The following is a 22,932-nucleotide window of genomic DNA, read 5'->3' on the forward strand; positions in this document are numbered from 1 at the left end:
CATCCGACAACACAATCTCGACAGCAGAAGGCCCACGATGCGACACGGAAACAGACTACGTACTTACTGGCCTAATTTCAGGCGCGACACACTAGTGCCTCGTCAAGCAATGTTGGGTAGGTAATCCGGGCGGCGGATTGTGGAGTTGACCGCGAACTCTCGTTTGGGTCGGGCGTGCTGATTGTGCCAGCGGATGTAGGCGCCGATCGCGGCGTCTTGCTCGGTGTGGCTGCGGTGGTCGGTGCCGTTGAGGGCGAAGTACCGCAACGCGGCGAACTCCGATTCGATCCAGTTCAACCAGGACGAATAGGTGGGTAAAAACACCAGCTCCACATTGTTCGCTGCGGCCTAGTCCCGGGCCTCGGCCCGTTTGTGCGGGGAGAAGTTGTCGGCGATGAGGTAGAGCTTCTCGCCGGGCCAACGAGCCCGCAGGGTCTTGAGGAATGCGAGGAACTCGATCCATCGTTTCCGGTCCCGGATCCGGTAGTGAATGCGGCCGGTGGCCAGGTCCAGCGCACCGAGCAGGTGCCGCACCCCGTGGTCGCGATGATAGGTCGCCCGCAGCCGCCGGGGTTTCGGGGCAGGGAACCAGCCGCGGCCCGGGCGGGGTTGCAGGTTCAACGGCCCGAACTCGTCGACACAGATCACCCGCCCGTCGGCGGGCCGGTGATCGTAGAGATCGAGAATCCGGTTCATCTCGGTGGTGAAGTCGGGGTCGGTACCGGCCTTCCAGGTTTTGGTGGCCTGCCACGACACACCCTGCTCACGCAGGATCGTGCGTAGTGTCTCGCGGCTGATGTCAGCTATCTTGCTGGTGACCAGCATGTCCTGGAGTTTCGAGAGGCTCCAGGTCGAGAACGGATGGCTGAGGTCGCGGGGGCAGCACCGGGCAATGCAGGCTATGCCGCAACCTACCTGGACAAGGCACTAGCAGTGTTCATACTGACCAATGAAGGGCTCCGACTCCGGTGAAATCTCGCGCCCGGATTCTGGGCAGCCGCCGACAAGGACGGCGAACGGGGGGCCGTTGCGCGTAATGATCGTGTAATCGACCACGACACCACGCTGGGACAAGTAGCGAAGATGCTGGTCGGCAAGTTGTGTCGCCTGCGCAGCGCTGAATTTCTTTCCGGCGGGAGGGAAGATCATGACGCCCAGTGCGCGGCCTGCTGTCGCGGGCGGGTCGAATACAGACACCTCGGCGATGAACGGCGTTGGTTGATCGGTCAGGAACCACTCCCACAATTCGAGTTCGCTGTCGGAGGGGAAGCGGGGGCGGCGGTCCACGTAGGTCAAACTGGGTGCCAGTCTCGAGTGGGCTCCGTGCTTATGAAGGGGGGACACTGTCCAGTCGTTGGATGCCAGCTCCGGGAAGTCCTTGATGATTCGGCGCATCGCTGCGGTCGCACGCTGGGGTTCGGCCTCGGAGCCCGCTCGGACATCGATGGATTCGGCGTGTCCGCGCGGGTCTCCGGTGAGCTTGACGCCGTGGGTGGCCCAGTGAATCTCCGCACCGGTATCGGCCGATGACACTCGGGTCCAGGTGTATGCCGCGTTCGCCTCCATGTCCACGTTCCGCCCGAACCGCCAGTCCCCGAAATAGGAGTCTGTCACCCGGTGGATTTTGACCACGGTCGAGTCGCCTTGATAGTGCGGCGGCAGTTGCTGCGCGCCCATGACACGCACGACAGACGCGGCCTCGGCTGGGGTGGCGTCAGCCTCGAGCCGCACGTCGAGCAGGGATGTGTAGTACGAGTTGGGGCCGTACGGGTGGTATTCGAACGCATGTGACGCGTTGGCCACCCCTGGAAGGGCCTCGATGGCCGACTCGATCACCCCCGACCAGCTGTCACGCTCGGCCTGATCGGGCCCTTGTGGGAAGAGCGAACATCCGGACAGCAGGACTGCCGCCATCATCAACACGATGGTGGGCACGGAGAAGCGCATAGCCGTTCATCCTGTCAGAGGTTGACGCGTCGGGTCGTTGCGGAAGGATGTTCTCGAATCCGCTTGGTTCGGCGGTTACGGGATCTAGTTCGACTGGGGCCCACCGAAACAGCGCCGACCAATTACGGCATCAACCATTCTGGACGCGGTACTAATTGGCGGCGGATTCGGACACCGACTCGTCCCGCCTTGCGCTGGCGGATGTGGGCTCGGCCGACTGTTCGGCAGGCTCGGGCAACCGGACCGAGGCGGGCTGTGTGTGCCCTGCCGACGGGGACGGCAGGTGCAGTTGATGCCGTAGCGCGGCGACCAGTGCGGCGGTCTCGGACGGTTCGGCGGTGCCGAAGACGTACCGGTCCGGGCGCAGCAGGACCACTCCGCCCGGACGCAACCGGGCGCGGCGGAACCAGCGCACCAGCGCGCCGGTGTGGTCTTCGATGTCGGTGAGGTCGTCGCGGCCGCCGCCGGGTTTGCCCTGCGGGCGGCCGCCCAGGGGGTAGACCGTCACGAAGCGGGTGTCGAGGGCGCGCAGAACGTCCAGGTCCGCGGGGGAGAATGCGCGGCGTGGATCGGAACCGTAACCCAGGACGGCGAAACCGAGGCCGAGCGTGTCGTCGAGTCGCTGGTGCCTGCCCTGGTAGGTGCGGATCTCGGGCTGGGGCGCGAGTCTGCCCTGAACTCCGCGGATCAGCGGGCGAGGCAGGCCCAGGTAGGCGCCGCGGCGGAAGCGCGGGGCGGGCTTGATCTTCGCCTGGCGGATCCATCCGCCGAGGCCGGGTACCCGCACCGTGGTGGAGATGAGGGTGTCGCGGGCGGCTGCGAGGAACCGGTTGTCGAGGGAGACGACGTTCTTGTTGAACACCGACAGGTCGATCATGGCCTTGGCATGCGGTCGGCGTTCGCTCTCGTAACTGTCCAGGATCGCCGGGTCCGCGCCGCGGCGCAGGATCGTGGTGAGCTTCCAGGACAGATTATCCGCGTCGCGCACACCGGAATTCATGCCCTGGCCGATGAATTGCGGGGTCATGTGCGCGGCGTCGCCCGCGATCAGGATCCGGCCTTCGCGCCAGCGGTCGGCGACCACGGCGTTGAAGGTGTAGACGAGCTTTCGCAGCACCTCGACCTCGTCGGGGTCGACGTAGCGGGAGATGTGGCGGCGCACGGTGTCGGTGTTTTCCATCTCCTCCTTGGTCTGCTCGGCGCGCAGCATGAACTCGAAGCGGTGGTGCCTATCCGGCTGCGGGCAGGACACGATCGGCAGCTCGGGGTCGCAGACGAAGTCGAAGTAGGGCAGGTGCCGGAACGCGTCGACGCCCTCGCGTGCCTTCAGATCGACCACCAGCCAACGCTCGGGAAAGCTGGTGCCCGACATATCGATTCCCAGCTCGGTGCGCACGATGCTGCGCCCGCCGTCGCAGCCGACGAGGAACTTCGCCCGCACGCGTTCGGTGCTGCCCGCAACAATCTCCGCATCGCGTTTGCCGTAGCCGGTACCCGTGCAGGTGGCGTGCTCGATGCTCACCGACTCGGCGTCCTGGTCGAAACCGGTCACGGCGCGCCCGCGGCGCACGGTGACGTGCGGGTACCGGTCGAGAGCGCGCTCCAGGCTGTTTTCCAGGTAGGGCTGGTAGAGGAAGTTGGACACCGGCCAGCCCAGGGGCCGGTCGATCTGATTGAACTGCGCGAGCACCTTTCCGTCGCCGCGGACCCACTGCACGGTGGAATCGAGGACCATCTCGGCATCGATCTCGTCGGCGACACCTGCGGCTTGGAAGATTCGCATGCATTCGTCGTCGGTGTAGACCGCGCGGGCCAGGCCGTAGTACTCGGGTTCGCGTTCGAGAACGAGCACGTCGATGCCGCGGCGGCCGAGCATATTGGCCAGGGTCAGGCCGGTCGGGCCGAGCCCGACGATCACGATCTCGTAATCGAATTCGCTCATCTGACAAAACTTCCGGTGAGTTCGGGGACGGTGATCTCCGGGGTGCGCAGGCGTGCGGCCGCAGTGCGCAGCTGGGCGAGTTTGTCCAGCGGGGTCTCCGACACGGTGTGATGCCCCCAGATGCTGATGCCCTGATAGGTCGTGGCCGCCCATGCGGCGTCGAGTTCCGGGGTGATGACGACCGGGTTCCAGCCCACCTCGAGTTCGAAACCCGACGGAGTGATGCAGTAGAACGACAGTTCGCGGTCGTTGGTGTGCTGCCCGACCGACCAGGCCATCCGGAACCCGAGATCGTTGACGCGGCCGTAGGCGGCGAGCATGTCCTCGAGGGTGGCGGCCTGGATATTGACGTGCTGGACCCGGGTGCGGATGGGGTCGATCTTGATACCGCGGATGTTGGCGACGGCGATCGAGTGGTGGCGTTCGTTGACCCGCAGGAAGCGGATCTTCATCTTCAGCCCGGAGATGTTCTCGTCGATGAAGTCCGACAGCCGCGAATCGAACAGGGTGCGGTAGTAGGCGTGCATCGATTCCGGTTCCCGAGACACGATCGCCACATGGCCCAAGCCGGCTTCGCCGGTGACCCAGCCGGAGCTGAGCATGCGCAGCGGCTCGGGTGTGGTCAGCGCGGTGGTGAAGATCTCGGTGGCGATGCCCTTCGGGCCGGGGAAGCGCCACAGCCGCTGCACCCCGCGCAGCGCGGCCTCCTCGGCGGTGCCTTCCTCGATCGGCACGCCGCGGTCGCCGACCCGGGCCAGGACGCGGTCGAATGTCTCGTGGTCGTCGACCTGCCAGCCCAAGGCCGTCACATCTTCGGCGGGGCCGCGTCGGATCAGGAAACGGCAGGCGCGGTCATCGAGACGGAATCGCAGGGTGTCGGCGTCGAGCCGATCGGCGTGCAGCCCGATCGCCGACGCGCCGAAGCGCTCCCAATCCGGCAACCGCTGCGACTGCACCACCAGGTAGCCCAGGTGGACCGCACCGTAGACCGAGGCATCGGCGTTCGGGCGCAGCAAATCGCTCATCTCGAGTGTCCGAGGAATGTCGCGGCGAGATCGTTGAACAGCTCCGCGCGTTCCCACTGCACCCAGTGGCCGGTTCGCGCGGCCAGGTAGACGTCGCAGTCGGGCATGCGGTCGGCCAGCATGCGGGCGCCGCTGGGCCGGTTCACCTGGTCCGCGGCGCCCCAGACCACCAGGGTGGGGTGCCGGACCTTACCCAGCCGCGGGTCGCGGGTGAAGTCCATCCGCCACACGGTGCGCAGCGCGCCCGGCCCGGACGGGCGCCGCAGTGGCGGGTTCTCGATCACCTCTGGGTCCAGACTGGCCTGATAGCGGTTGTCGATTATGTCCTCGGTGACGGCGCTCGCGTCGTAGACCAGGTAGTCCCGCACGAACTGCGCGAGCTTCTCCCGGCTCGGTCCCGTTCCGCTGTAGTAGCTCAGCAGGGACTGGAGGCCCTTGGTCGGCAGCGCGCGGGTGGTGCCGACTCCGCCGGGCCCCATGAGGATCATCCGGTCCACCTTCTCCGGCCGGTCCATCGCCAGCCGCAGCGCCGCGGCACCGCCGTAGGAGTTGCCGACCAGATGGGCGCGGGGCACGCCCAGCGCGTCGAGCAATCCGCCGACCGCCGCGGCGAGATCGCCGAACGGGTCGGTGTGGTCGACCCGCTTGGTGGAGCGCCCGTAACCCGGCATGTCGGGCACGATCACCCGGAACTTCCCGGCCAGAGCCTCGATATTGCGCGAATAGTTCGACCGTCCGGAGGCGCCGGGGCCGCCGCCGTGCAGGAGCACGACGACCGGGCCCGCACCGGCCTCGGTGAAGTAGATATCGCGGTCGCCGACCCGGACCATCCGCCCGGCCTCGACTCCGTTGTCAGTGCTTGGCACAGCCACCTCCACAGTTCTAATGATGAAATCATCAGTCACGATGGAGGGGTCTGTCAAGCCGATATTGATGATTCGATCAGAAACGTTTCTGTCTCGCGAATCGTAACTGACCGATCCATCAGTTATGATTTCTCTAGAACGAACAGGGGAAGGTCTGATGACTGCCGAACCAGTGGTGCGTACTCGCACCGATCGCCGCCGTGAGCGCACCCGCAACGCCCTGATCGGTGCGGCGCGCAAGTTCTTGTCCGAGGGGCGATCGGTGGTCAGCATCCAAGAGATCACCGAGGCCGCCGACGTCGGATTCGGCTCGTTCTACAACCATTTCGAGTCCAAGGACCAGCTCTTCGACGAGGCGGTTCGCTCGGCGCTGCAGGTCTACAGCGAAATGCGCGACAAGATCGTGGCCCTCTACGAGGACCCGGCCGAAGTGTTCGCCGTGAGCTTCCGGATGACCGGTCGGTTGCAGCGGCGCATCCCGGAGATGGTGCGCGTGGTGCTCAACTCCGGCATGGCCGTGATGCTGCTCGACGAGGGCCTCGCGCCGCGCGCCCGCCGCGACATCCGCGCCGCCCAGGAGGCAGGCCGGTTCGAGCCGATGGATCCGGACCTGGCTGTCATGGCCGCCGGTGGTGCGATGCTGGGGTTGCTGCAACTGCTCGATGCCGACCCGGCCGTCGACGCCGACGCGCTGTCGGACGAGATGACCTACCGCATCCTGCGCATGTTCGGGATGAACAAGCGGACCGCGCAGCGTCTCAGCTCCGGCGACCTTCCCGACATCCCGCAGCTCTGAGCGGCGCGCCCAGCCGCCTCGAACTCGCGTCACGCCTGGGCGGCCGGTCCCGGGAAGGAGGATCGTCGTCGAGCAGCCTCGATCAGGCGCCTTTCGCCCAAGCCCAGGCTGTCAGCTGCCACTGTGTCTCGAACTTTCCGAGCGCGACGGTGAAGATGGAGCCGGTCTGCGTTACCCGCTTGCCCTGGAGATCGACTGTCATGGTCGCGGGAACAACGACATAGGCGTGGTTATCCGAGACCTCGGCGTGCCGCGGCTGGCCCACCGCGATGTGGTAGCCCGATGCTCCTGTTCGCTCGCCTTCCTTTTGTACGTCCCTCCACCAATCTTCACTGGCTGTCGGCCCGTGCCACACATGTGGCGACATTCCGTCGAGTATCTGCATCGGGTCGGCGCACAACGCTGCCATCGCGTTCGGGTCGGCGTTGTTGAAGGCGTCGACGTATCGGAGCACCACCGTTGTCGGGTCGTCCGGGCTGTGCACAACGAGCCTCCTCGCGGGTGGTCGTGGTCATTTCATGGTGGCGAGGTTGTGCCAGAGGTGTTTGAGGCTGTCGGTGCCACCGAAGAGGGTGGTGAAGTTGGTGGAGTCGATGAGCACGATGTCGCCGGTGCGTCGCCCGGTGGGCGGCATCCAGATCAGGGCGTTGAATTCGGTGTTGCCCGCGGTGGTGAAGGGGTGGGGACGGGTGGGGTCGACGCGCTGGCGGGCCAGCACACGGAGCGAGTCGCTTTCGGGTGCGGTGAGTTGGTAGTGCGGCAGATGGGGATGGAAGTTGAATGTGGTCACCTGGTCGAGAAGGCGGGGTGTGTCCAGGTCGCGGTAGGCGGTGACGGGGGAGATCTGATCGGTGCCGTTCACGACCGCCGGGCGTAGGCCCCAGGTGTTGTGGATCGGCACGTCGAGCGTTTTCATCAGCGAACGCGTGTACTGGCCGAATCGCTGCTGGCGGGGGACCAGCGGATCGCCGTGATGGCGGTATTCGACTTGTCGCTGCGCGTTGTCGTCGCTGAAGCCGACGTCGTGGTGCGGCGCGAGCAGCAGGCAGGTGCCCTCGCGTTGCAGCCACTCGCCGATGGCGTCGCTCTCCTCGGATGCGGCCTGCTGTTCGGAGAGGATGTGGTCGAGCCCGAATATCATCAGGGTGTCGGTGTCGGCCAGGATGCGTTCGTCGATGGGCAGGGTGTAACCGGCTTGGTCGATGCGCTGGAAGACCGCGACGGGATGACCGGTGGCCTCCTCGGCCAGCCGTTGGAAATCCAATGTCGAGCGGTGGAACAGTTCGAGGGTGCCTGCGATGCCTTGCAGGAAATGCGCTCTGTCGTAGTCGGGGGTCTCGTAGGCCGGCCACGTGGCGTTGCGGACTTCGGTCATCGTGGAGAAGCGGTTGTAGATTTCGGCGGGGTCGCGCTGGGCTTCCCACGGGTAACTCCACGTCCAGTAGATACTGATCCGCCGCCGCCCGTCGGCCTTGCGCGGCATGTGGCTCTGGTTGTAGGTGCGTGCCGTCGGCAGGCTGCTCATGAGGTCACCTCTGGGCTGTCGAGCCCGGCAAGGTAGCGCAGGGCGCTGATACCGGGCAGGAAGAAGTACGCGCCGCCTTTGAGCGTGGTGAACGCGGGCAGGCTCGCGAACACCCTGCGGATCGGCCGCTTCGGGACGGTGAACTCCAGCGTCCCGTCCTGGGTGCCGCAGATGGGATCGTGCTCGTTGCCGAGTTCGTGAAACGACTTGTCGTTGATCCAGACGTTCTGGGCGAACTCGAACTGGCGAACCAGGCTGGCGCAGATGATGAAGGCGGCGATACCTCGGTCCGCGCCGTCGTCGGAGGCGTCCGGTGGCAGCGCGGACCCGTAGGTGGCGCCACGACGAATCATCCTGCGCCGGTTCATATGCACCGCGGTGTCACGCGGATTGAGTCGCCGCGCGTGCGCGCCCAGCGGCACGGCATAACCGTGCGGGTCCATCTCCTTGTAGTTGAAGTCGTTGTTGCGTGCGGGATCCGCTCCCAGCTCCGGGTCGTCGCGGTCCGGCGAAAGCACGAGCGGGGCGCCGCTGCGCCACCGGCCCATGAGTTTGGCGGCGAGTAGTTCCTGCCCGTCGGGGGTATCGGCGTGCTCGCGCAGGAAGTCCCGGAATGCGCCCACATGTTCTTGCAGCCGCCGGTAGGCCATGTAGCTGCCGTTGCGGGACAAGACCTCCGGCTGCGGCTGCCCGCGGGGCGGCCCTTCCTCGTCGGGGTAGCCCAGGATGAATTCACCGGGTTGCAACGGCGCGCCAGAGCCGGGGGTCGGGTCCTCGCCGGACCCTTCGATCGCGGGCTGGGACAACCGGTCGCGGAATCCGAAGTGGTCGTGGGCGTAGTTGAACGGCGGTGTCGCGTTCAAATCCAGGAACGACAACACGCGCACACCCGGACAGTCGGCCACCAGTTTCTCGTGTTCGGCCGTGCACCGCTGTCGTTCGGCCTCGGTGCGGGCGAACAGGATCGCGATGGCATGCAGGTCGTCACCGGCCAGCCCGCCCACCCAGTTGTCGGGATGATTGGCGCCGGTGTCGCCCAGGATGTCGGCGCGGGCGGCCATGCCCTCGCGGAACTCGTCGGGGAAGGTGGCGAGCGCTTGCTCCGGCACCCCGAGCGCCCGCAGCCCGTTCCAGGTGAAGGCCAGTGTGACCCAGCGCTGCGAGCTGTCCATAGTGGCGCGCACGTCCGCGGCCGACTGCACCCGGTCGAGCAGCGGGGTCAACCAGGCTCGGCCCGCGGCGGGGTCGTCGAAGGACAGGAACTCATAGCGGCCGGTCACTGCCGGGGTGCGGGTCAGCAGGATGTGTTGAATGTCGTCGAGTTCTAGCATGGCGCCGGACTACTGCATCTGATCGAGCATGCCGGAGAACGCCGCCTTCAACCGCAGCGCCTTCTTGATCTCCTCAGCGCTGACGTAAGGGTATTCGCCGTACTCGAGGAAACTCGGAAACTGATGTTCACGAACGTATTCGACGAACGCGTCCGGGTTTTCCTTCCAATCCTCCGGGAATCCCTCCAGGTTGGTGAAAACGGTGTCTATACCGGTCTGCGTGAACAGCATCACGGCGTCTTCGGTGTACTTGTCGAAATCGGTATCGAAGATGCCCTGATATTGGAAATACAGTCCGAAACCGACGTCGAACAGCAGCCACCGCAGGTAGTGCAGCCGCAGCGGTGCCAGTACGTCCGGGCTTGCCGCTACCGCGTCTTCGATCTGCTTGCCGTGCGCACGGATGGCCTCTTCCCGGCCGGGTTTCACCTTGGCGATGATCGAGAACCCGTAGCAGGCCGGAGTTCGTGGAAACACGGGACCGTATCGGCCGCGCTGCAGGTCGAAGTAGCCCTCTGCCGGAATGGCCAGCGCCGCTGGTTTGCTCCAGTCCTGATCGGCGGTCGGCATATTGTGCACCTACCTTCGCTGCGTGAGCCAACCGAGGCCCAGAAGTCGAAAATCGTTTTGGATTCGTGACGTGGCGAGGCATTCGCATCGCCGCACCCGCGAAATTACGTCGGCCGGCATCCGATTTTGGCAGGATGGCCTTATGCCGACTCCGTCGCAACACACCAAGCCTGCGCCGCCCCTGCGTCGATTGTCAACGCCGCGAGCCGCCGCACTGGCCGGGGTGGTCTTCGCGGTGTTACTCGGCACCACGCTGGTCTCGATTCGAATCACAATGCCGAAACACGCCGAGGATTCGATGCAATGGCTACAGGATCGGCACGGCGTGATCACCATGGCGACAGTGTTGATGCCCTTCGCCGGAATCAGCTTTCTGTGGTTTATCGGTGTCGTGCGCGACGGGTTCGGACAGTATGAAGACCGGTTCTTCCTGTCGGTATTCTTGGGCAGCGGACTGCTCTTCCTGGCGATGATGTTCGTCGCGACCGCTGGTGCCGCGGGCCTGGTGATGAGCAGCGACAGCGTCACCGACCAGGGCGCCCGCGCCGAGGTGATCGACTTCGGGAGGATGGTGGTGGTTTCGGCGAGCCAAACCTACGCGTTGCGGATGGCCGCGGTATTCATGATCTCGCTCGCGACGATCTGGGCGAAGACCCGGCTGATGCCCCGTTGGCTCGTCGGTCTCAGCTACCTGCTCGCCGTGGCGCTGCTGGTCGCCAGCGAGATGAACCGGTGGGTGACGCTGGTGTTCCCGGTGTGGGTGCTCGTGGTCAGCGGCATGCTCCTGGCTCGCGCCGGACGGATCGACCAGCAGCGCGACGAGCGCGGTGAATCTCGGCGGCAACTCTCGTGAACGAGCCACCGCCGCGGCATTCGCCCGAGTTCAAATTGCTCTATCAGGCGGTGGCGGACCGACACCTGCAACACCACAACCTCCTCTGGCAGGTACCCGCCGTCAGTCTCACAGCTCAGGCCTTCTTGTTCAGTATCTCGATGGGAGCAGGCAACGACGCCGTCGCGCGGATCGCCTCCTCGCTGCTCGCGCTGAACGTGTCGGTCATCTCGATCATGCTGATGGCGAGCCATCGCCTCGCCGCTCGTAAGGATGCGCTCTGGCTGGAGCGTTTCGAACAGACCCAACTCGCGGTCGGCACCTGGGGCGCACACGGCGCGGCATTCGACACACAACAGGACATCGCCGACCTGGACGCCGGATGGGTGGGCAACCTGATACCGATGCGGCAGATGTTCACGGTCTGGGTCGTCGGACTCGCCTGCTTCGGCCTGGCCGCCGTCTTCATGATCGTACGGACACTCATCGGCCTGGGCCGGTGAGCGGATCGCACCCGGCCGGGTGCCGATGGGACCCGAAACGGAGACTCACCGCATCTGGTGCATCCCGTTCTCTAGTGGCTTCCGGCCGATCGCAGTAACCTGGTTGAATCACGTCCTTTCCTCATCGTCGCGGAAAAGGTCATCGCTTCGGCCGGAGCGCCGGTGTCGAAGCTGCCAGGTCTACGCAATCGCGACAGGGCTTGGCGCCGGACCGTCCTGCACAGGGTGTGGTTCGGCAATTTCGCCGCACGGTTGACGATCGCCGTGCGAGACCATAACAACCGGGTCGGGGTCGAGAACAAAACAAGCGCGTCATGGTCGGCGCAGCCGGGCACTGTCTGTGTCGGCAGATTTCGCTCACCCGCCAGCCGTCACGTCGGTTCGACGGCACCACATCGCTGGTCGGCTGGAATGCACGCGCGTCGAATCAATCACTCGATATCGAGGGAACAAATATGTCCAGCAAAATGAGCAAGTTCGTCGCCGCAACCGCTATTGCCTTGCCCCTGGCCACTCTTGCAGCTCCGGTGGCTTCGGCCACCCCCCTCGGAACGGCGCCCGCGAGTTCGACATCCACAGCGGTCGTTCCTGCCGGAGGAACAGGATCAGGATGGGGATCAGTGGCAATCTGCTTCCCCCTGGGCAGCGTGGTCTGGTGCATCTGAGACCACCGGACAACGTCTGCTCGCAGTCCGGAAGGAGTCGCGAATAGACGACCTGGCATCCCCGGATTCCGCCTTTTCGGCGCCGGGGATGCCCCCATACCGCCAGACGTATCGGCAATCAGGGCCCGTGTGCGTTGTTTCGTCGACGGGAGGTAAGCCATGCCACAACTGAACATCTATCTCGAAGGCGGACCGGATGGTCTGGCCGAACACGCTCTGCCGCTTGCTCCGACCGCTGAAATCAAGATCCCCTATCGTGGCGGCTACGAGCACTTCATCCCGACACCACGGTTCCGCAATACCGCGATAGGCCGCGCGCGTGTATTCGAGTGGACCTACCGGACGATATCGCCGAACCGCTCGTAGGCTCTCCGCCTCCAAGTCCCGGCACAGTCCGCATTTTCGATCGCCATCTGCGGCTCTCGTGTCATGATGTGAGTCGATCCCGCGGCTCGCTTCGAGGTGGGCGGCGAGCCGGATCGCAGGATGCGGGGGCTTTCCGAGCCTCGGGATACCTCGCTCGAACCGCGCAGGGGGAGCGGAATGAGGGTATTTCTCAGCCACACGAGCTACGACGCCGGAGTGGTCAGGTACTTGCGCAGCCTGCTGGAACACGATCTCGGGGTCGAGTTCTTCCTCCTCCCAGACGACGCGCCGCACGGTCTACCGTGGATCGAACAGATCAAACTGGGTGTCGAGAACAGTGACGAATTGTTCACCGTCATCACCCCGGAGTCGGTGCTCCGCCCTTGGGTCTCGGCCGAATGGGCGTGCTTCTGGATGCAGGGTAAGTCGACGACACCGCTGCTCCTCGAGGTCGGCGTCGACCGGTTGTGGGAGCCGATGCGCGCATTCCAAACTGTCGACCTGCTCGACGTATCGTCGTTGACCCGCTTTCTTCGCACCATCGCCGACCGAACCGGGTGCGAACCGACCTCCGGTGTGACTCCTGTGGCGCACCAGATGGTCAGGGAGATTCCGCGCATCCGTGAGCGGCAGGCCGTAGCGGATCTGGAGCGCACCCTGGAACGGCTGCAACGTACCGTCACCGCGAATCACACCAATGTGCGGGCCGAGGACGTTCGAGCACTCATCGCTCGTGATCGCCTGGACGATTTGATCGCGATCGCGGTATCGGCGCAGGCCGCGCAAGTAAAGCAGAAACAGATCGCCGTGCACCTGGTCGATCTCGGGCGGTTCGGAGAAGCGGCACGGATCGGCGAACATATGCAGAACAGGGCGGAGATCCGCAATATCTGCCTGCAGATCGTCAAGGCGATGCCGCGCGGCGCGACCGGATCCTCCGATGAATGGGCCGCGCTGGACCGTCTGCATCCGAAGCTCGGCAAACCACAGCGTCGCGACGTGCTGGAATTCATGGACCGGAACGGTGTGGCTCCACTCGGCCGCTGGGCGCCCGCGGATTCGTCGAACGAGGGTGGCGGATGACGGACCGGCCTGCGGCTTCCGCCGCGCACGCCGCGCTCGAGCACGTCGGCGAGAATGCGGAGCGCGTCCACCACACGCTCCCGGTCGGCGCCGAGACCGGAGAGCACCTCGGCTTCGATCGCCAGCTGATGCGGAGACATCGAATCCATCACGGCCCGAACGGATTCGGTGGGGGTGACGAGAGCGGCACGACGATCCGCCGGGCTGGGCCTGCGCTCGACGTAGCCGCGTTGCTCCAGTTTCGCGAGCGTCTTGCTCACCGCGGCCGGGGAGCAATTCGTCGTCTCGGCGAGCCTGCGCGCGATGACGGGCTCACCTCGCCGTAGGCGAACATGCCGAATTGGCGGGCCGCGGCATCCACATCGGGAACGGCCAGGACGCCGCGAGCGGACTGGTCACGCAGGTAGTACGCCAGCGGGGCGCCGAAGCGCTCCATCGCGCGCCGGTAGATCGCTGCCGGCTGGGGGAACCGGGGCGTCTCCGCGACAACCAGCCGATAGAAGCCGGCGTCTTCTCTCCCGGGGCCCTCCGGGAATCCGCCTGTTCCAGGGCGCTGCTCAGTGGCCTGACCGCCGGCGACGCGGTCAGCGGCGCGGAGCGGCGGAACGTGATCGCTCAGGTACAGGCACATGCTGCCCTCGCGCAGGTGGAAGGCCAGTGGTCGACCGCGGAGGCCATACGCCCACTCGGGACGTCGCCGGCACGAAGCGCGGTCTGAACGACGCGGGCCGCACGCCGACCCCGCGGGTCACCCCGGTCTCATGTGCCCGTCGGGCAGGCCGTCGGTATCCAGTCGGCCGCGGGTTCAGCCCGTCGGCCACGCAGCTTGTGACCGAGTGGTCCGCGCCGGTATGGAGGTGGAAAGCGGCTTTCATCATCGCCGCATGCCCGCGCTTGTGTTCCGCACCTAGCGGAATCGGTCCGATTCGTGAGGTGTCCAGACCACTCTTTCCGGCAGAACGCCACGCCTTCCTCGGTTCTAGCGTTATCCGAGCTTCGGCGCTGTCGAGCCGCTACGACGGAGCCGGTGGACGAACGCTGTGGTTGTGGAGGATGCAAGCGATGAAACGAAGTATCCACGTCGGCGCAGGGCTTGCGGCTGTTGCCGATTCGGGCAGCGTGCAGGCAAGGATCAAGTCGGTCTCCCGCTTCGGGGTGCACGCACTCGGCGTGCTGGCGGCGGTGTCCGCCCTGACCGCAGGGGTGATCGCGGCGTCACCGGCCGCGAGCGCTGACTCGCCATCGATCACCGGTTCGTGGGCAGAGGACGACCGGACCGTGCAGTTGCGGGTGCATTCCGCGGCGATGGGGCAGGACATCATGGTGAAGGTGCTGCGCCCGGCCGACCGTTCGGTACCACGGCCGACGTTGTATCTGCTGAACGGTGGCGGCGGTGGCCAGGACAGCGCGACCTGGCAGAAGAACACCGACGTGCTGGGCTTCCTCGCGGGCAAAGACGTGAATGTCGTGCAACCGGTCGGCGGCCGCTGGAGCTATTACGCGGATTGGCGCTCCCCGGACCCGAAACTCGGTGTGTACAAGTGGAAGACGTTCCTCACCGAGGAGTTGCCGCCGCTGATCGACGCCGAGTTCGGCACCACCGGCGTGAACGCCATCGCGGGCTTGTCCACCTCCGGAACCTCGGTACTGCAACTGCCGATCGCCAAACCCGGTCTGTATCGAGCGGTCGCGGCGTACAGCGGCTGTGCGCAGATCAGCGACCCGATCGGCCGCGAGTTCGTGAAACTGGCGGTCGAGAGCTGGGGCGGCGGCGACACCGAGAACATGTACGGCCCGCCGGAAGACCCGATGTGGGCGGCCAACGACCCTTACCTGCACGCCGACCAGCTCCGTGGCATACGCCTATTCCTGTCGACCGGGACCGGAGTGCCGGGCATGTACGACACTTACAACGGCGCGTATGCCCAGCCAGGACCACGCGGCTATCTCAATCAGCTGGTGCTGGGCGGCGTGATCGAGGCCGCGGTGAACTGGTGCACCCACAACATGCGCGACCGCCTGAATGCCCTCGGTATCCCCGCCACCTACGATTTCCAGCCCACCGGGACCCATTCCTGGGGCTACTGGCAGGAGGCGTTGAAGAATTCGTGGCCGGTGCTGGCCGACGGGTTGGAGCTGCCGCACTGACGGCGCGGGGTCTCCCGCCCGCGGCCGAATGCTGCTCGACTTCTTTTTCTTTCGAGAAGTCATCGCGGGCCGGACGGACGGGATGCACGATTCAGCCGACTCGGGTGGATTCCGGTTCGGAATCTTCTGCCGTATCCGAGGTCGTCCGCGTTTCGGTGGCCGCCACCAGCGCGATCGCTGTGACGCAGATGCCGGCGCATACCCACATGAGCAGGCTCATGCCGCTCATGAAGGCCGATTGCACGTGGTGCAGCAGCGCGTCATCTCCGATGCCGCGGGCGACGGCGACTCCGGAGCCGACCCCGGCACTGATCGGCTCGTGGTTCAGCGAACCGAGTTCCGAGTGGTACCGCACGGATACCACGGTGCCCAGCACGGCTACTCCGATCGTGCCACTGGCCTGGCGCAATGCCGACAACAACGCGGAGCCCGCCCCGGCGCGCTCCGGGGTGAGCGCACCCACGGCAAGAGCCATGGAGGTGGGCAGGACCAATCCGATGCCGAGCCCGACCACCGCCATCCAGACCGCGATGAACCAGTACGCCGTACCGACACCTGTGGTAGCTCCGACCGCCATACCGACCGCCAGCAGCGCGAACCCGGCGACCAATGTCGGCCGGACGCCGATCCTGTCGCGCAATCCTTCGAGGAAGTTGGAGGCCAAGAGCAGACCGCCGATCATCGGCAGCATCCGTAGGCCGCTGCCGAGGGCATCGACGCCGAGGATCGCCTGGAAGTACTGCGGGATGCTGAAGAACAACCCGAACATGGCGAACGCGCTGAACAGCTGGAAGGCCGTGCCCCATCGGAACCCGTGGTCGGCGAACAGTCCGAGGTCGACGAGGGGGTGAACCAGCTTGCGCTGCCAGGCGATCAGGCCGACCAGGAGTCCGATACCCCCGAGCACGGTCATCCATGCGGCGCCGTCGCTCCAGCTGTTCTCGCCGAAACGGATGAAGCCGTAGGTCAGGCCGGCCAGTCCCACACCGGACAGCACGACGCTGACGGGATCGATGGGATGGCGCACCAGGCTGCGGGACTCGGGTATCAGCAGGCCGACCGCCACCGCGCCGATCAGCACCATGGGGATGTTGATCAGAAATACCGAGCCCCACCAAAAGTTCTTCAGCAGCAGGCCCCCGACGATCGGGCCCAGCGGCATCCCGAGTGTGACCGCCGTAATCCACACCGTCGTCGCCCGAGTGCGTTCCGCGGGGCCGGGGAACAGGACGGGAATCATCCCCATCGACAGTGCCATCAGCACCGCCGCGGCGATTCCCAGGGTGATTCGCGCCGCGATGAGCTCACCGGCCGTCGAGGCGAGCGCGCACCAGACGGACGCACCGCCGAACAGCAGCAGGGCGCCGAACACGAACTTCTTCCGTCCGAACCGGTCACCCAGCGCACCGGCGGGCAGCATCGCGGCCGCGACCGCCAGCGTGTAGGCGGTGCTGAACCACTGCAGCGCAGCGGTACCGGCGTTCAGATCTTGCGCGAGTGTCGGCAACGCGATGGTGAGCACGGTCATGTCCAGCCCGACGGTCAACATCGCCAGCGCGAGCGCACCGATGGCCAGCCATCGGCGCAGTGGTGTCACTTCCATCGAAGTCCTCTCATATTTCCGCAGTAACTACGAGTTTGTAGTGAATACTTATTTAGTGAAGGTGTCAATACGGAGTCGATCGTGTTCCGTAGTCGGTTCGCAGTCGAGGTAGACTCGGCGCGACAACGAGGTAGCGACGTCTGCACACAAAAAGGGGTTGGCAAGGTGTCAGGGCTGCGAGAACGGAAGAAGGCGCAGACGCGTAAGCGGCTGGCCGACACAGCGTTCGAGATGTTTCGGGAGCGAGGCTTCGACAATGTGACCGTCGCGGAGATCGCTGATGCCGCCGAAGTGGCGGTGAGTACGCTGTTCGCCTACTTCCCGAGCAAGGAAGCGCTCGTCTTCGACGAAAGCGACGCCTACGAGCATGCGCTGACAGCGGCGGTCCGCGAACGCGATGCCGGCGTCTCGATCCTGGACGCGCTCGAGCAGCACCTGGTGCCGCCGGAACATCCGGCCGTCGAGGGACCCTCCGGCGCGGAGTTCGTCGAGCTGGTCAAGGCCACCCCGGCGCTGCTCGACTACGCCGGTCGCATGCGCCACCGATGGGAGACCGCCCTCGCCGTCGCCATCGCCGACGAGGCGGGTCGGCCGCCGGACGACCTGCTGGCTACCACCCTGGCTCGCTACGTTCTCGACGCCGAGTTCCTCGCCACGTACGGTGCGCATTCGCCGGCGGATTTGCGGGCCGTCTTCGGCAAACTCCGCCATGGCTGGTCGGATTTCGGTGCCCAGCCGTCGTCGGGGTAGGCATCGTCGGAAGGGAAGGGACGTGCGTTCGACAGGGCCGAGCGTCGGCGCGACCGGCGAGCGTGCGGTGGTGGGTATCGTGGGAGCGGGCCCGGGGGGACTGACTGCGGCCCGCGTACTGCAACGTCACGGCATTGCGGCAACAGTCTTCGACAGTCGCCCTGGGCTTTCGGGCAGTGCATCCGAAACCGTTGTCCTGCACTCTGATTCCGGTCGGCGTGCCATGCGATATACCGGCCTGCTCGATACGATCGTGGCGCAGTCCGTACCCGAACGCACCGGTGTGCGCTTGCTCGGCAGAGACGGAACCGTTCACTACGCCGACGACGGCGGCAGCGACGCACGGGCGGATCCGGAGGTCGCTCAACGCGTGCTCGAAGCAACCCTGCTCGATTCGCTGACCCCCGGGACTGTTCGATGGTCGCACCGGCTGACCGGCATCCGCGACGAGCGAGATGACGGTTTGCTGTTGCGGTTCGACAACGGCCGCTCGGTGCGGGTCACCGCGGTGGTCGGTGCCGACGGCGGCTGGTCTCGGGTTCGCGAGACCGTAGCGTCGGTCGATCCCGGCTATCTCGGCGTCGTGTTCGCCGTGGGATGGTGCGAGGACAGCCGTCTCCTCGATGACGAGCTGATCGCGGACGGTGACACCTTCGTCCTGTCCGACAACAAGGCACTGTTCGTCTATCGCCCGGCCCGCGGTGCCACGCGCGTCGTCGCCGGGTTCCGGGCGGGGATGAATTGGCTGATAGACGGCCCGTTCGAACAGGCCGGACCCGAACCGGCCAGTGCTGCCCTGACCGCGATCTTCTACGACTGGGCGCCCCCGTTCCGCAAGCTCCTCGACGGACGGATCACGTTCGACATCCACCCGGCGTACGCACTCCCGGCATCGTTCACCTGGCGCGGCCATCCGCGATTGACGCTGGTCGGTGACGCCGCACACATGACGGCGCCTTTCTTCAGCCAGGGCGCCAACCTCGCGATGCTCGACGGCGCAGAACTCGGCACCCGCATAGCGGATTCATTGCACCGGGGAGCGAGTCTCGATGCGGCCTTGCGCGGTTACGAAGAGTCGATGCTCACCCGCAGCCGCGATCTGCAAGTCTGGGCGGCCGACGGCCTCGACCACGCGGTAGCGCCCGACGCCCCGGGGCCCGCTTTGCGCCACCTTCGCGTGCACCGGAATCGAGCATGGCCGAACTCGAGTACCAAGCGGTGTCACTGCGTGATCGCCTGAATGCTCTGGGCTTCTCGATCAATGCAGCTCGATCCGGCATCGGGATCGGGATCGGCGATCCGCACAGGAGCGAGCAATCCGCCGGTGTCGAATGGTCCGATTCCGTAGTCGGGGATCTCCGGTCCGGATCGGCGGCAGGCGGTAGGCCCGGAATCCGGCCGTGGCGGATACTGGCCCGCATGACCGATGCCTTGGTGGACTCGCACTCCCTGCCGGCTGAGTTGCGTCCCTATCTGGATGGTCTCGTGCGTCGCACCCGCGCCGTCTGTGGAGGTCATCTGGTCAGCGTCTTCGCCGTAGGGTCGATCGCGCTGGACGACTACAGGCACGGGCGCAGCGACGTCGACATGACAATCGTCGCGGACCCATCGATTCCCGTGCGGGTACTGCAGGAACTGGCCGAATCGCTCGCCCATGCCTCGCTGCCCTGCCCTGCGGCCGGGCTGGAGCTGGTTGTCTACGGCGCGGACTTCGTCGCCGAACCATCCGGCGCGGCTGGTTACCTCATGGACCTCAACACCGGCCCGATGTTGCCGAACCGCGTCAGCTTCGATCCGGCGGAATCATCGGACTTCTGGTACGTCGTCGATCGTTCCATCGCTCACCAGGCCGGGCGTCTCCTTCACGGCACCCCGGTACGGGAGGTCCTCGCGGCACCGTTTGAGCGCGACCTGTACGCGGCGATGCGGGCTTCGGTCCGGGAGCACGCCGGGGGAGCGGGGCATCTGGGCGACAACCGGGTGCTGAACGGCTGCCGGACGGCAGCGTTCTGCCGCACGGGTCGCTGGACGGCCAAACGCGAAGCGGCGCAGATGATCGCCACATCCGAGAAGGATTTCCGCCCCCTCGTCGAAACCGCGCTGCGCAGCTTCCAGCGTCCACGCTCGGCAGCGCTTCCGCTGCCCGCGACCGACGTTCGAACTTTCCTCACCTGGGTGGGGGAGCGCGTCGAGGAAGCCGCGATCCACGCGTTGATCGATGGTCAGCCGGGAGATGCGGACCTGCGCCGAGGGCCGTGAAGTCCGCCGAAGTGAACAACCGACTCGATCCGCGTCGGAAACCCGCCTCCGAAGACAGTGAATGATGATGTTACTTGGATATGCGCATCTAGCCATAGATTGCCCGAACAATGCTCGGTGGGAATGAAGGCCGAGAAACGAAGAAACGTCAGCCCTGTTGGCCGGCGCTGTAGTTCACCCGTACCGGTACATCGTCGGCCCAGGGCTGGCGTGTGACCATGTCGGCGACTTTCACCTCTCCGCGTTCGAATTCGCCGGTGGCCGCGTCGACGAGGCGGTATTGCTGGGTCTGCTTGTGGATCGGCTGGGCGTCCAGGAGGACCACGCGTACTTCGCCGGGTTCGAAGTGGCAGCGTCGGTGCATGGCGGCGATGAGTTGTTCGTTGTGCATGTGGCCGTCGCCGAAATTCCAGCCCACGGCGGTGCTGCAGATGCGTTCGCCGTCGGTGATGGTGTACTCGTCTTCGCGGCCGGGGGGCATGGCGCGGTGGACGAGCGTGAACAGTGCGCGGCCGTGGGTGTTCATGGCACGGAAGGCGTATCCCAGGTACATCGGAATCTGCGCGCGGTCCTTCCCGTAGTACCGCTCCAGCTGCGCCTGCGGCATGCTCGCGATGGCGACGATGCTCGTGCCGATCTTCTGCGCGGCCGAGGGTTTGATGCACCACATCGTGGTGTCCCAGTTCCCCGCGTAGTAGCGCATGCCGGGCAGGAAGGAGATCTTGCGCGGGAACAGGTTCCCGGCGATCACGATGCTCGCGGTCACGCCGAACAGCGCTGCGACCGGTACCGGATTTCGCAGGCTGCTCAGGTCGAGGTCGGCGTGCGCGACGAACAAGGCGGCGATGCCGAAGATCATGAAGACGTTCCATTCCAACGGCACGCCCATCGGAATGGCGGTCAGGATCGCCAGATGGAAGCACACCATGACGAACGCCGCGACGGCAGTCGGCCAACCACCGTGGGAGAAGAACAACACCGGCGGAACGCACATCTCGATGACGGTGCCGCCGTGGGCGAACACGCGGGACAACCGCCCCGGCCGCAGATCGTCGGGGAAGCGTTCGAAGAACGCGCGCTTGAGTGGTTTCGGCCGGAACACCGGACTGTTGGACATCATCGTGGAGACCACGAAAGGGAAGTGCTTGTTCAGTTTCGACGTGGCCGCGCCCATCCAGATCACGACGAAAACCGCTTTCGCGGCGACGATCGAATCGGCGCCCGGGAAGAGGAAGGCGATGGTGAGCGTGGCGTAGACCTCGCCACGGGCGGCCAGGAAGATCACCTTGTCGCGCAGGCCGATGACGGCCAGCAGGCCGAGAATCGCCGCGACCTGCCAGTGCGGCAACAATCCCACGGTGGTGTCCAGTTCCGGGATCGGGCCGGTGCCGTCGGACAGCAAGGCGACCGTTGTCGTCACCAGCAGCGCCGCGTACAAAGTGATGTCCACCGGAGTGCGGTTGTCGCCCTTGGTGAGCGGTACCCGATCCGGCCACGGTGGCAGCCGAATGGTGTTGGGGCGCAGCCAATACAGGATCGAGCCCAGCGGCGGGAAGTATCGGTTGTTGAGTGGGCCGAAGCCGCAGCCCAGCCCCACCACTTCGAACAGCAGCGTGTACAGCACGATCTTCTGGAAGACGATCGGTTCCGTCCACCAAGCGCCGATGTTCGTGAATCCGTCGATGCCCGCGGTGGTCAGCGCGACCAGCAGGCCGCCGAGCGCATACAGGCAAATCTTGCCGACGTAGAACAGGTGCAGCACCACGGGTGTCCCGAAGCCCACTTCGGCCCAGTGCCGGGCCATGGGGCGGATGCGCTCGCCGCGCGTGCCCTTGCTCCATTCCGCCAGGTCGACCACGGGCAGGTCGGGCTCGAGAAACCCCATCAAGCACGCTCCGATCGCGAACGCCCGAGGCACGGCCGGGGCCCCGAGGTTCCCGATACGGTGACAGGTGCGGCATTTGCTGTCAACGACTCCCGCGTCGCCCCTCGTGTCCGGTTCGGGCAAGATCGAGGCCATGGAGCCGACTCCGAAAGCGCCTCTGCCCAGGAGCATCGACGAGTTCCGCGTGCTCGCGACCGCCCGGCTGGCAGGATTCCCGCGCATCGAGGTCGCCGACGCGCCCGGTGTGCGCCGCGCCGCTGTGGTGTTGTGCGTGGTCGAAGAGCCCGGTGGACCACCGGCGGTGATCGTCATCAAGCGGGCCTACCGTGGCCGCAACGCCGGACAGTGGGGATTGCCCGGTGGCCGCTTGGACGAAGGTGAGACCGCGGAACAAGCCGCCCTCCGTGAACTGCACGAGGAATTGGGGCTGCACGCGCGTCCCGAAGATCTGCTCGGTGCGCTCGACGACTTTCCCGCCGCGTCCGGCTTCACGATCACGCCGCTCGTTCTGGTGCTGACCGACGCCACGCGATTGCGGCCGAACCCCGACGAGGTCCACTCGGTGCACCTGGTCGGCGTCGCCCGGCTCGCCGCCGAGGACACCCCGCGCTGGGTCCGGGCCGAGGACGCGGTACGCCAGGCGGAACTGCGCGATGATGCCGCGCCTGCCGACGAAGCCGGCCTGCTGCAGATGCGGCTCGGCCCGAAGATGACCATCCACGCACCGACCGGCGCACTGCTGTGGCAGTTCCGCGAAGTCGTCCTGCTCGGTACAGCGCCTTCCGCGGCCCGGGTCGCTCACTTCGCCCAACCCGATTGGACGCATCGGTAGGCCT

At 65.8% G+C, this 22,932-nt stretch carries 23 protein-coding genes and 1 pseudogene; 10 read left to right on the forward strand and 14 right to left on the reverse strand.

Translation table 11 applies throughout. The features are described 5' to 3' along the window. Positions 1-102 precede the first annotated feature (102 nt). The 6 genes from ABZ803_RS23725 to ABZ803_RS23750 all read right to left on the reverse strand — a co-directional run bounded on the left by ABZ803_RS23725 (position 103) and on the right by ABZ803_RS23750 (position 5,744). Positions 103-324, reverse strand: a complete 222-nt coding sequence (locus ABZ803_RS23725; RefSeq protein ID WP_357042043.1) for a hypothetical protein — start codon at positions 322-324, stop codon at positions 103-105. 24 nt (positions 325-348) lie between these two features. Further along, on the reverse strand, positions 349-903 hold the full coding sequence (locus ABZ803_RS23730; protein WP_357042681.1) for an IS630 family transposase: 555 nt from the start codon (positions 901-903) through the stop codon (positions 349-351). Between the two features lie 24 nt (positions 904-927). Further along, positions 928-1,947 carry a hypothetical protein gene (locus tag ABZ803_RS23735; protein ID WP_357042046.1) on the reverse strand — a complete coding sequence of 340 codons (1,020 nt, stop codon included), beginning with the start codon at positions 1,945-1,947 and terminating at the stop codon, positions 928-930. A gap of 151 nt (positions 1,948-2,098) precedes the next feature. Beyond that, on the reverse strand, positions 2,099-3,889 hold the full coding sequence (locus ABZ803_RS23740; protein WP_357042048.1) for a bifunctional 3-(3-hydroxy-phenyl)propionate/3-hydroxycinnamic acid hydroxylase: 1,791 nt from the start codon (positions 3,887-3,889) through the stop codon (positions 2,099-2,101). Next, positions 3,886-4,914, reverse strand: a complete 1,029-nt coding sequence (locus tag ABZ803_RS23745; RefSeq protein WP_357042051.1) for a VOC family protein — start codon at positions 4,912-4,914, stop codon at positions 3,886-3,888. Before ABZ803_RS23745 ends, ABZ803_RS23740 begins: the two co-directional genes overlap by 4 nt. Beyond that, positions 4,911-5,744, reverse strand: coding sequence for an alpha/beta fold hydrolase (locus ABZ803_RS23750; protein WP_357042684.1), 834 nt, complete (start codon positions 5,742-5,744; stop codon positions 4,911-4,913). Before ABZ803_RS23750 ends, ABZ803_RS23745 begins: the two co-directional genes overlap by 4 nt. A gap of 193 nt (positions 5,745-5,937) precedes the next feature. Here ABZ803_RS23750 and ABZ803_RS23755 point away from each other — a divergent pair, with 193 nt between their 5' ends. Then, a complete protein-coding gene (locus tag ABZ803_RS23755; protein WP_357042054.1) occupies positions 5,938-6,576 on the forward strand; it encodes a TetR/AcrR family transcriptional regulator in 639 nt (212 codons plus the stop codon). An 82-nt stretch (positions 6,577-6,658) separates the two neighbouring features. On the opposite strand, the gene ABZ803_RS23760 is transcribed toward ABZ803_RS23755, so the two are convergent. Genes ABZ803_RS23760 through ABZ803_RS23775 form a run of 4 tightly spaced genes read right to left on the reverse strand, consistent with a single transcriptional unit; the run spans position 6,659 to position 10,002 of the window. After that, positions 6,659-7,060 (reverse strand): nuclear transport factor 2 family protein, encoded by a 402-nt coding sequence (locus ABZ803_RS23760; protein WP_357042057.1) that lies wholly within the window; start codon positions 7,058-7,060, stop codon positions 6,659-6,661. Positions 7,061-7,087: 27 nt separating this feature from the next. Beyond that, positions 7,088-8,101 carry a hypothetical protein gene (locus tag ABZ803_RS23765; RefSeq protein ID WP_357042060.1) on the reverse strand — a complete coding sequence of 338 codons (1,014 nt, stop codon included), beginning with the start codon at positions 8,099-8,101 and terminating at the stop codon, positions 7,088-7,090. Further along, the gene (locus tag ABZ803_RS23770; protein ID WP_357042063.1) at positions 8,098-9,432 is read right to left on the reverse strand and encodes a peroxidase; all 1,335 of its coding nucleotides are present in this window, start codon (positions 9,430-9,432) and stop codon (positions 8,098-8,100) included. Before ABZ803_RS23770 ends, ABZ803_RS23765 begins: the two co-directional genes overlap by 4 nt. A gap of 9 nt (positions 9,433-9,441) precedes the next feature. Then, complete coding sequence (locus tag ABZ803_RS23775) at positions 9,442-10,002, reverse strand: hypothetical protein (RefSeq protein ID WP_357042066.1); 561 nt, start codon at positions 10,000-10,002, stop codon at positions 9,442-9,444. Positions 10,003-10,144: 142 nt separating this feature from the next. On the opposite strand from ABZ803_RS23775, the gene ABZ803_RS23780 reads away from it, so the two are divergent. The 4 genes from ABZ803_RS23780 (at position 10,145) to ABZ803_RS23795 (ending at position 13,451) form a co-directional block, all read left to right on the forward strand. Further along, positions 10,145-10,855: a hypothetical protein gene (locus ABZ803_RS23780; protein WP_357042687.1), complete on the forward strand. Its 711-nt coding sequence runs from the start codon at positions 10,145-10,147 to the stop codon at positions 10,853-10,855. Between the two features lie 140 nt (positions 10,856-10,995). Beyond that, positions 10,996-11,337 (forward strand): hypothetical protein, encoded by a 342-nt coding sequence (locus ABZ803_RS23785; protein WP_357042068.1) that lies wholly within the window; start codon positions 10,996-10,998, stop codon positions 11,335-11,337. 824 nt (positions 11,338-12,161) lie between these two features. Continuing rightward, complete coding sequence (locus ABZ803_RS23790; RefSeq protein WP_357042071.1) at positions 12,162-12,368, forward strand: DUF5988 family protein; 207 nt, start codon at positions 12,162-12,164, stop codon at positions 12,366-12,368. A 177-nt stretch (positions 12,369-12,545) separates the two neighbouring features. Further along, entirely contained in the window at positions 12,546-13,451 is a 906-nt protein-coding gene (locus tag ABZ803_RS23795) for a toll/interleukin-1 receptor domain-containing protein (RefSeq protein ID WP_357042074.1), read from the forward strand. A 221-nt stretch (positions 13,452-13,672) separates the two neighbouring features. On the opposite strand, the pseudogene ABZ803_RS23800 reads toward ABZ803_RS23795, so the two are convergent. Further along, positions 13,673-13,729, reverse strand: a pseudogene (locus tag ABZ803_RS23800) (hypothetical protein); the annotation flags it as partial. Beyond that, positions 13,708-14,082, reverse strand: a complete 375-nt coding sequence (locus ABZ803_RS23805; RefSeq protein WP_357042077.1) for a TetR/AcrR family transcriptional regulator C-terminal domain-containing protein — start codon at positions 14,080-14,082, stop codon at positions 13,708-13,710. The pseudogene ABZ803_RS23800 and the gene ABZ803_RS23805, both read right to left, overlap by 22 nt. A 542-nt stretch (positions 14,083-14,624) precedes the next feature. Here ABZ803_RS23805 and ABZ803_RS23810 point away from each other — a divergent pair. Continuing rightward, on the forward strand, positions 14,625-15,599 hold the full coding sequence (locus tag ABZ803_RS23810) for an alpha/beta hydrolase family protein (RefSeq protein ID WP_357042690.1): 975 nt from the start codon (positions 14,625-14,627) through the stop codon (positions 15,597-15,599). Positions 15,600-15,690: 91 nt separating this feature from the next. Here the strand turns inward: ABZ803_RS23810 and ABZ803_RS23815 are convergent, their stop codons facing one another. Next, positions 15,691-17,202 carry an MFS transporter gene (locus ABZ803_RS23815; RefSeq protein WP_357042080.1) on the reverse strand — a complete coding sequence of 504 codons (1,512 nt, stop codon included), beginning with the start codon at positions 17,200-17,202 and terminating at the stop codon, positions 15,691-15,693. Positions 17,203-17,367: 165 nt separating this feature from the next. Between ABZ803_RS23815 and ABZ803_RS23820 the strand changes: the two genes are divergently transcribed. The 3 genes from ABZ803_RS23820 (at position 17,368) to ABZ803_RS23830 (ending at position 20,211) form a co-directional block, all read left to right on the forward strand. Next, the gene (locus tag ABZ803_RS23820) at positions 17,368-17,952 is read left to right on the forward strand and encodes a TetR family transcriptional regulator (protein WP_357042083.1); all 585 of its coding nucleotides are present in this window, start codon (positions 17,368-17,370) and stop codon (positions 17,950-17,952) included. Further along, entirely contained in the window at positions 17,912-19,192 is a 1,281-nt protein-coding gene (locus tag ABZ803_RS23825) for an NAD(P)/FAD-dependent oxidoreductase (RefSeq protein ID WP_357042086.1), read from the forward strand. The genes ABZ803_RS23820 and ABZ803_RS23825 overlap by 41 nt, the downstream gene beginning before the upstream one ends. A gap of 179 nt (positions 19,193-19,371) precedes the next feature. Continuing rightward, positions 19,372-20,211 carry an aminoglycoside adenylyltransferase domain-containing protein gene (locus tag ABZ803_RS23830; protein ID WP_357042089.1) on the forward strand — a complete coding sequence of 280 codons (840 nt, stop codon included), beginning with the start codon at positions 19,372-19,374 and terminating at the stop codon, positions 20,209-20,211. Between the two features lie 148 nt (positions 20,212-20,359). Here the strand turns inward: ABZ803_RS23830 and ABZ803_RS23835 are convergent, their stop codons facing one another. Beyond that, positions 20,360-22,096 carry a DUF3556 domain-containing protein gene (locus ABZ803_RS23835; protein WP_357042092.1) on the reverse strand — a complete coding sequence of 579 codons (1,737 nt, stop codon included), beginning with the start codon at positions 22,094-22,096 and terminating at the stop codon, positions 20,360-20,362. A 133-nt stretch (positions 22,097-22,229) separates the two neighbouring features. Between ABZ803_RS23835 and ABZ803_RS23840 the strand changes: the two genes are divergently transcribed. Next, the gene (locus ABZ803_RS23840; protein WP_357042094.1) at positions 22,230-22,928 is read left to right on the forward strand and encodes a CoA pyrophosphatase; all 699 of its coding nucleotides are present in this window, start codon (positions 22,230-22,232) and stop codon (positions 22,926-22,928) included. The last annotated feature ends 4 nt before the right edge of the window (positions 22,929-22,932 follow it).

This window comes from Nocardia sp. NPDC047648 (genome assembly GCF_040642815.1).
GTDB classification, from domain to species: domain Bacteria; phylum Actinomycetota; class Actinomycetes; order Mycobacteriales; family Mycobacteriaceae; genus Nocardia; species Nocardia gamkensis.

What these genes read in the sequence shown, in the direction of transcription:
- ABZ803_RS23795 (WP_357042074.1), top strand. Translation starts at nt 12,546, where the DNA reads ATGAGGGTATTTCTCAGCCACACGAGCTACGACGCCGGAGTGGTCAGG.
- ABZ803_RS23835 (WP_357042092.1), bottom strand. Translation starts at nt 22,096, where the DNA reads ATGGGGTTTCTCGAGCCCGACCTGCCCGTGGTCGACCTGGCGGAATGG.
- ABZ803_RS23825 (WP_357042086.1), top strand. Translation starts at nt 17,912, where the DNA reads ATGGCTGGTCGGATTTCGGTGCCCAGCCGTCGTCGGGGTAGGCATCGT.
- ABZ803_RS23785 (WP_357042068.1), top strand. Translation starts at nt 10,996, where the DNA reads ATGGGAGCAGGCAACGACGCCGTCGCGCGGATCGCCTCCTCGCTGCTC.
- ABZ803_RS23815 (WP_357042080.1), bottom strand. Translation starts at nt 17,202, where the DNA reads ATGGAAGTGACACCACTGCGCCGATGGCTGGCCATCGGTGCGCTCGCG.
- ABZ803_RS23830 (WP_357042089.1), top strand. Translation starts at nt 19,372, where the DNA reads ATGACCGATGCCTTGGTGGACTCGCACTCCCTGCCGGCTGAGTTGCGT.
- ABZ803_RS23770 (WP_357042063.1), bottom strand. Translation starts at nt 9,432, where the DNA reads ATGCTAGAACTCGACGACATTCAACACATCCTGCTGACCCGCACCCCG.
- ABZ803_RS23775 (WP_357042066.1), bottom strand. Translation starts at nt 10,002, where the DNA reads ATGCCGACCGCCGATCAGGACTGGAGCAAACCAGCGGCGCTGGCCATT.
- ABZ803_RS23780 (WP_357042687.1), top strand. Translation starts at nt 10,145, where the DNA reads ATGCCGACTCCGTCGCAACACACCAAGCCTGCGCCGCCCCTGCGTCGA.
- ABZ803_RS23745 (WP_357042051.1), bottom strand. Translation starts at nt 4,914, where the DNA reads ATGAGCGATTTGCTGCGCCCGAACGCCGATGCCTCGGTCTACGGTGCG.
- ABZ803_RS23840 (WP_357042094.1), top strand. Translation starts at nt 22,230, where the DNA reads ATGGAGCCGACTCCGAAAGCGCCTCTGCCCAGGAGCATCGACGAGTTC.
- ABZ803_RS23755 (WP_357042054.1), top strand. Translation starts at nt 5,938, where the DNA reads ATGACTGCCGAACCAGTGGTGCGTACTCGCACCGATCGCCGCCGTGAG.
- ABZ803_RS23790 (WP_357042071.1), top strand. Translation starts at nt 12,162, where the DNA reads ATGCCACAACTGAACATCTATCTCGAAGGCGGACCGGATGGTCTGGCC.
- ABZ803_RS23805 (WP_357042077.1), bottom strand. Translation starts at nt 14,082, where the DNA reads ATGTGCCTGTACCTGAGCGATCACGTTCCGCCGCTCCGCGCCGCTGAC.
- ABZ803_RS23735 (WP_357042046.1), bottom strand. Translation starts at nt 1,947, where the DNA reads ATGCGCTTCTCCGTGCCCACCATCGTGTTGATGATGGCGGCAGTCCTG.
- ABZ803_RS23750 (WP_357042684.1), bottom strand. Translation starts at nt 5,744, where the DNA reads ATGGTCCGGGTCGGCGACCGCGATATCTACTTCACCGAGGCCGGTGCG.
- ABZ803_RS23740 (WP_357042048.1), bottom strand. Translation starts at nt 3,889, where the DNA reads ATGAGCGAATTCGATTACGAGATCGTGATCGTCGGGCTCGGCCCGACC.
- ABZ803_RS23765 (WP_357042060.1), bottom strand. Translation starts at nt 8,101, where the DNA reads ATGAGCAGCCTGCCGACGGCACGCACCTACAACCAGAGCCACATGCCG.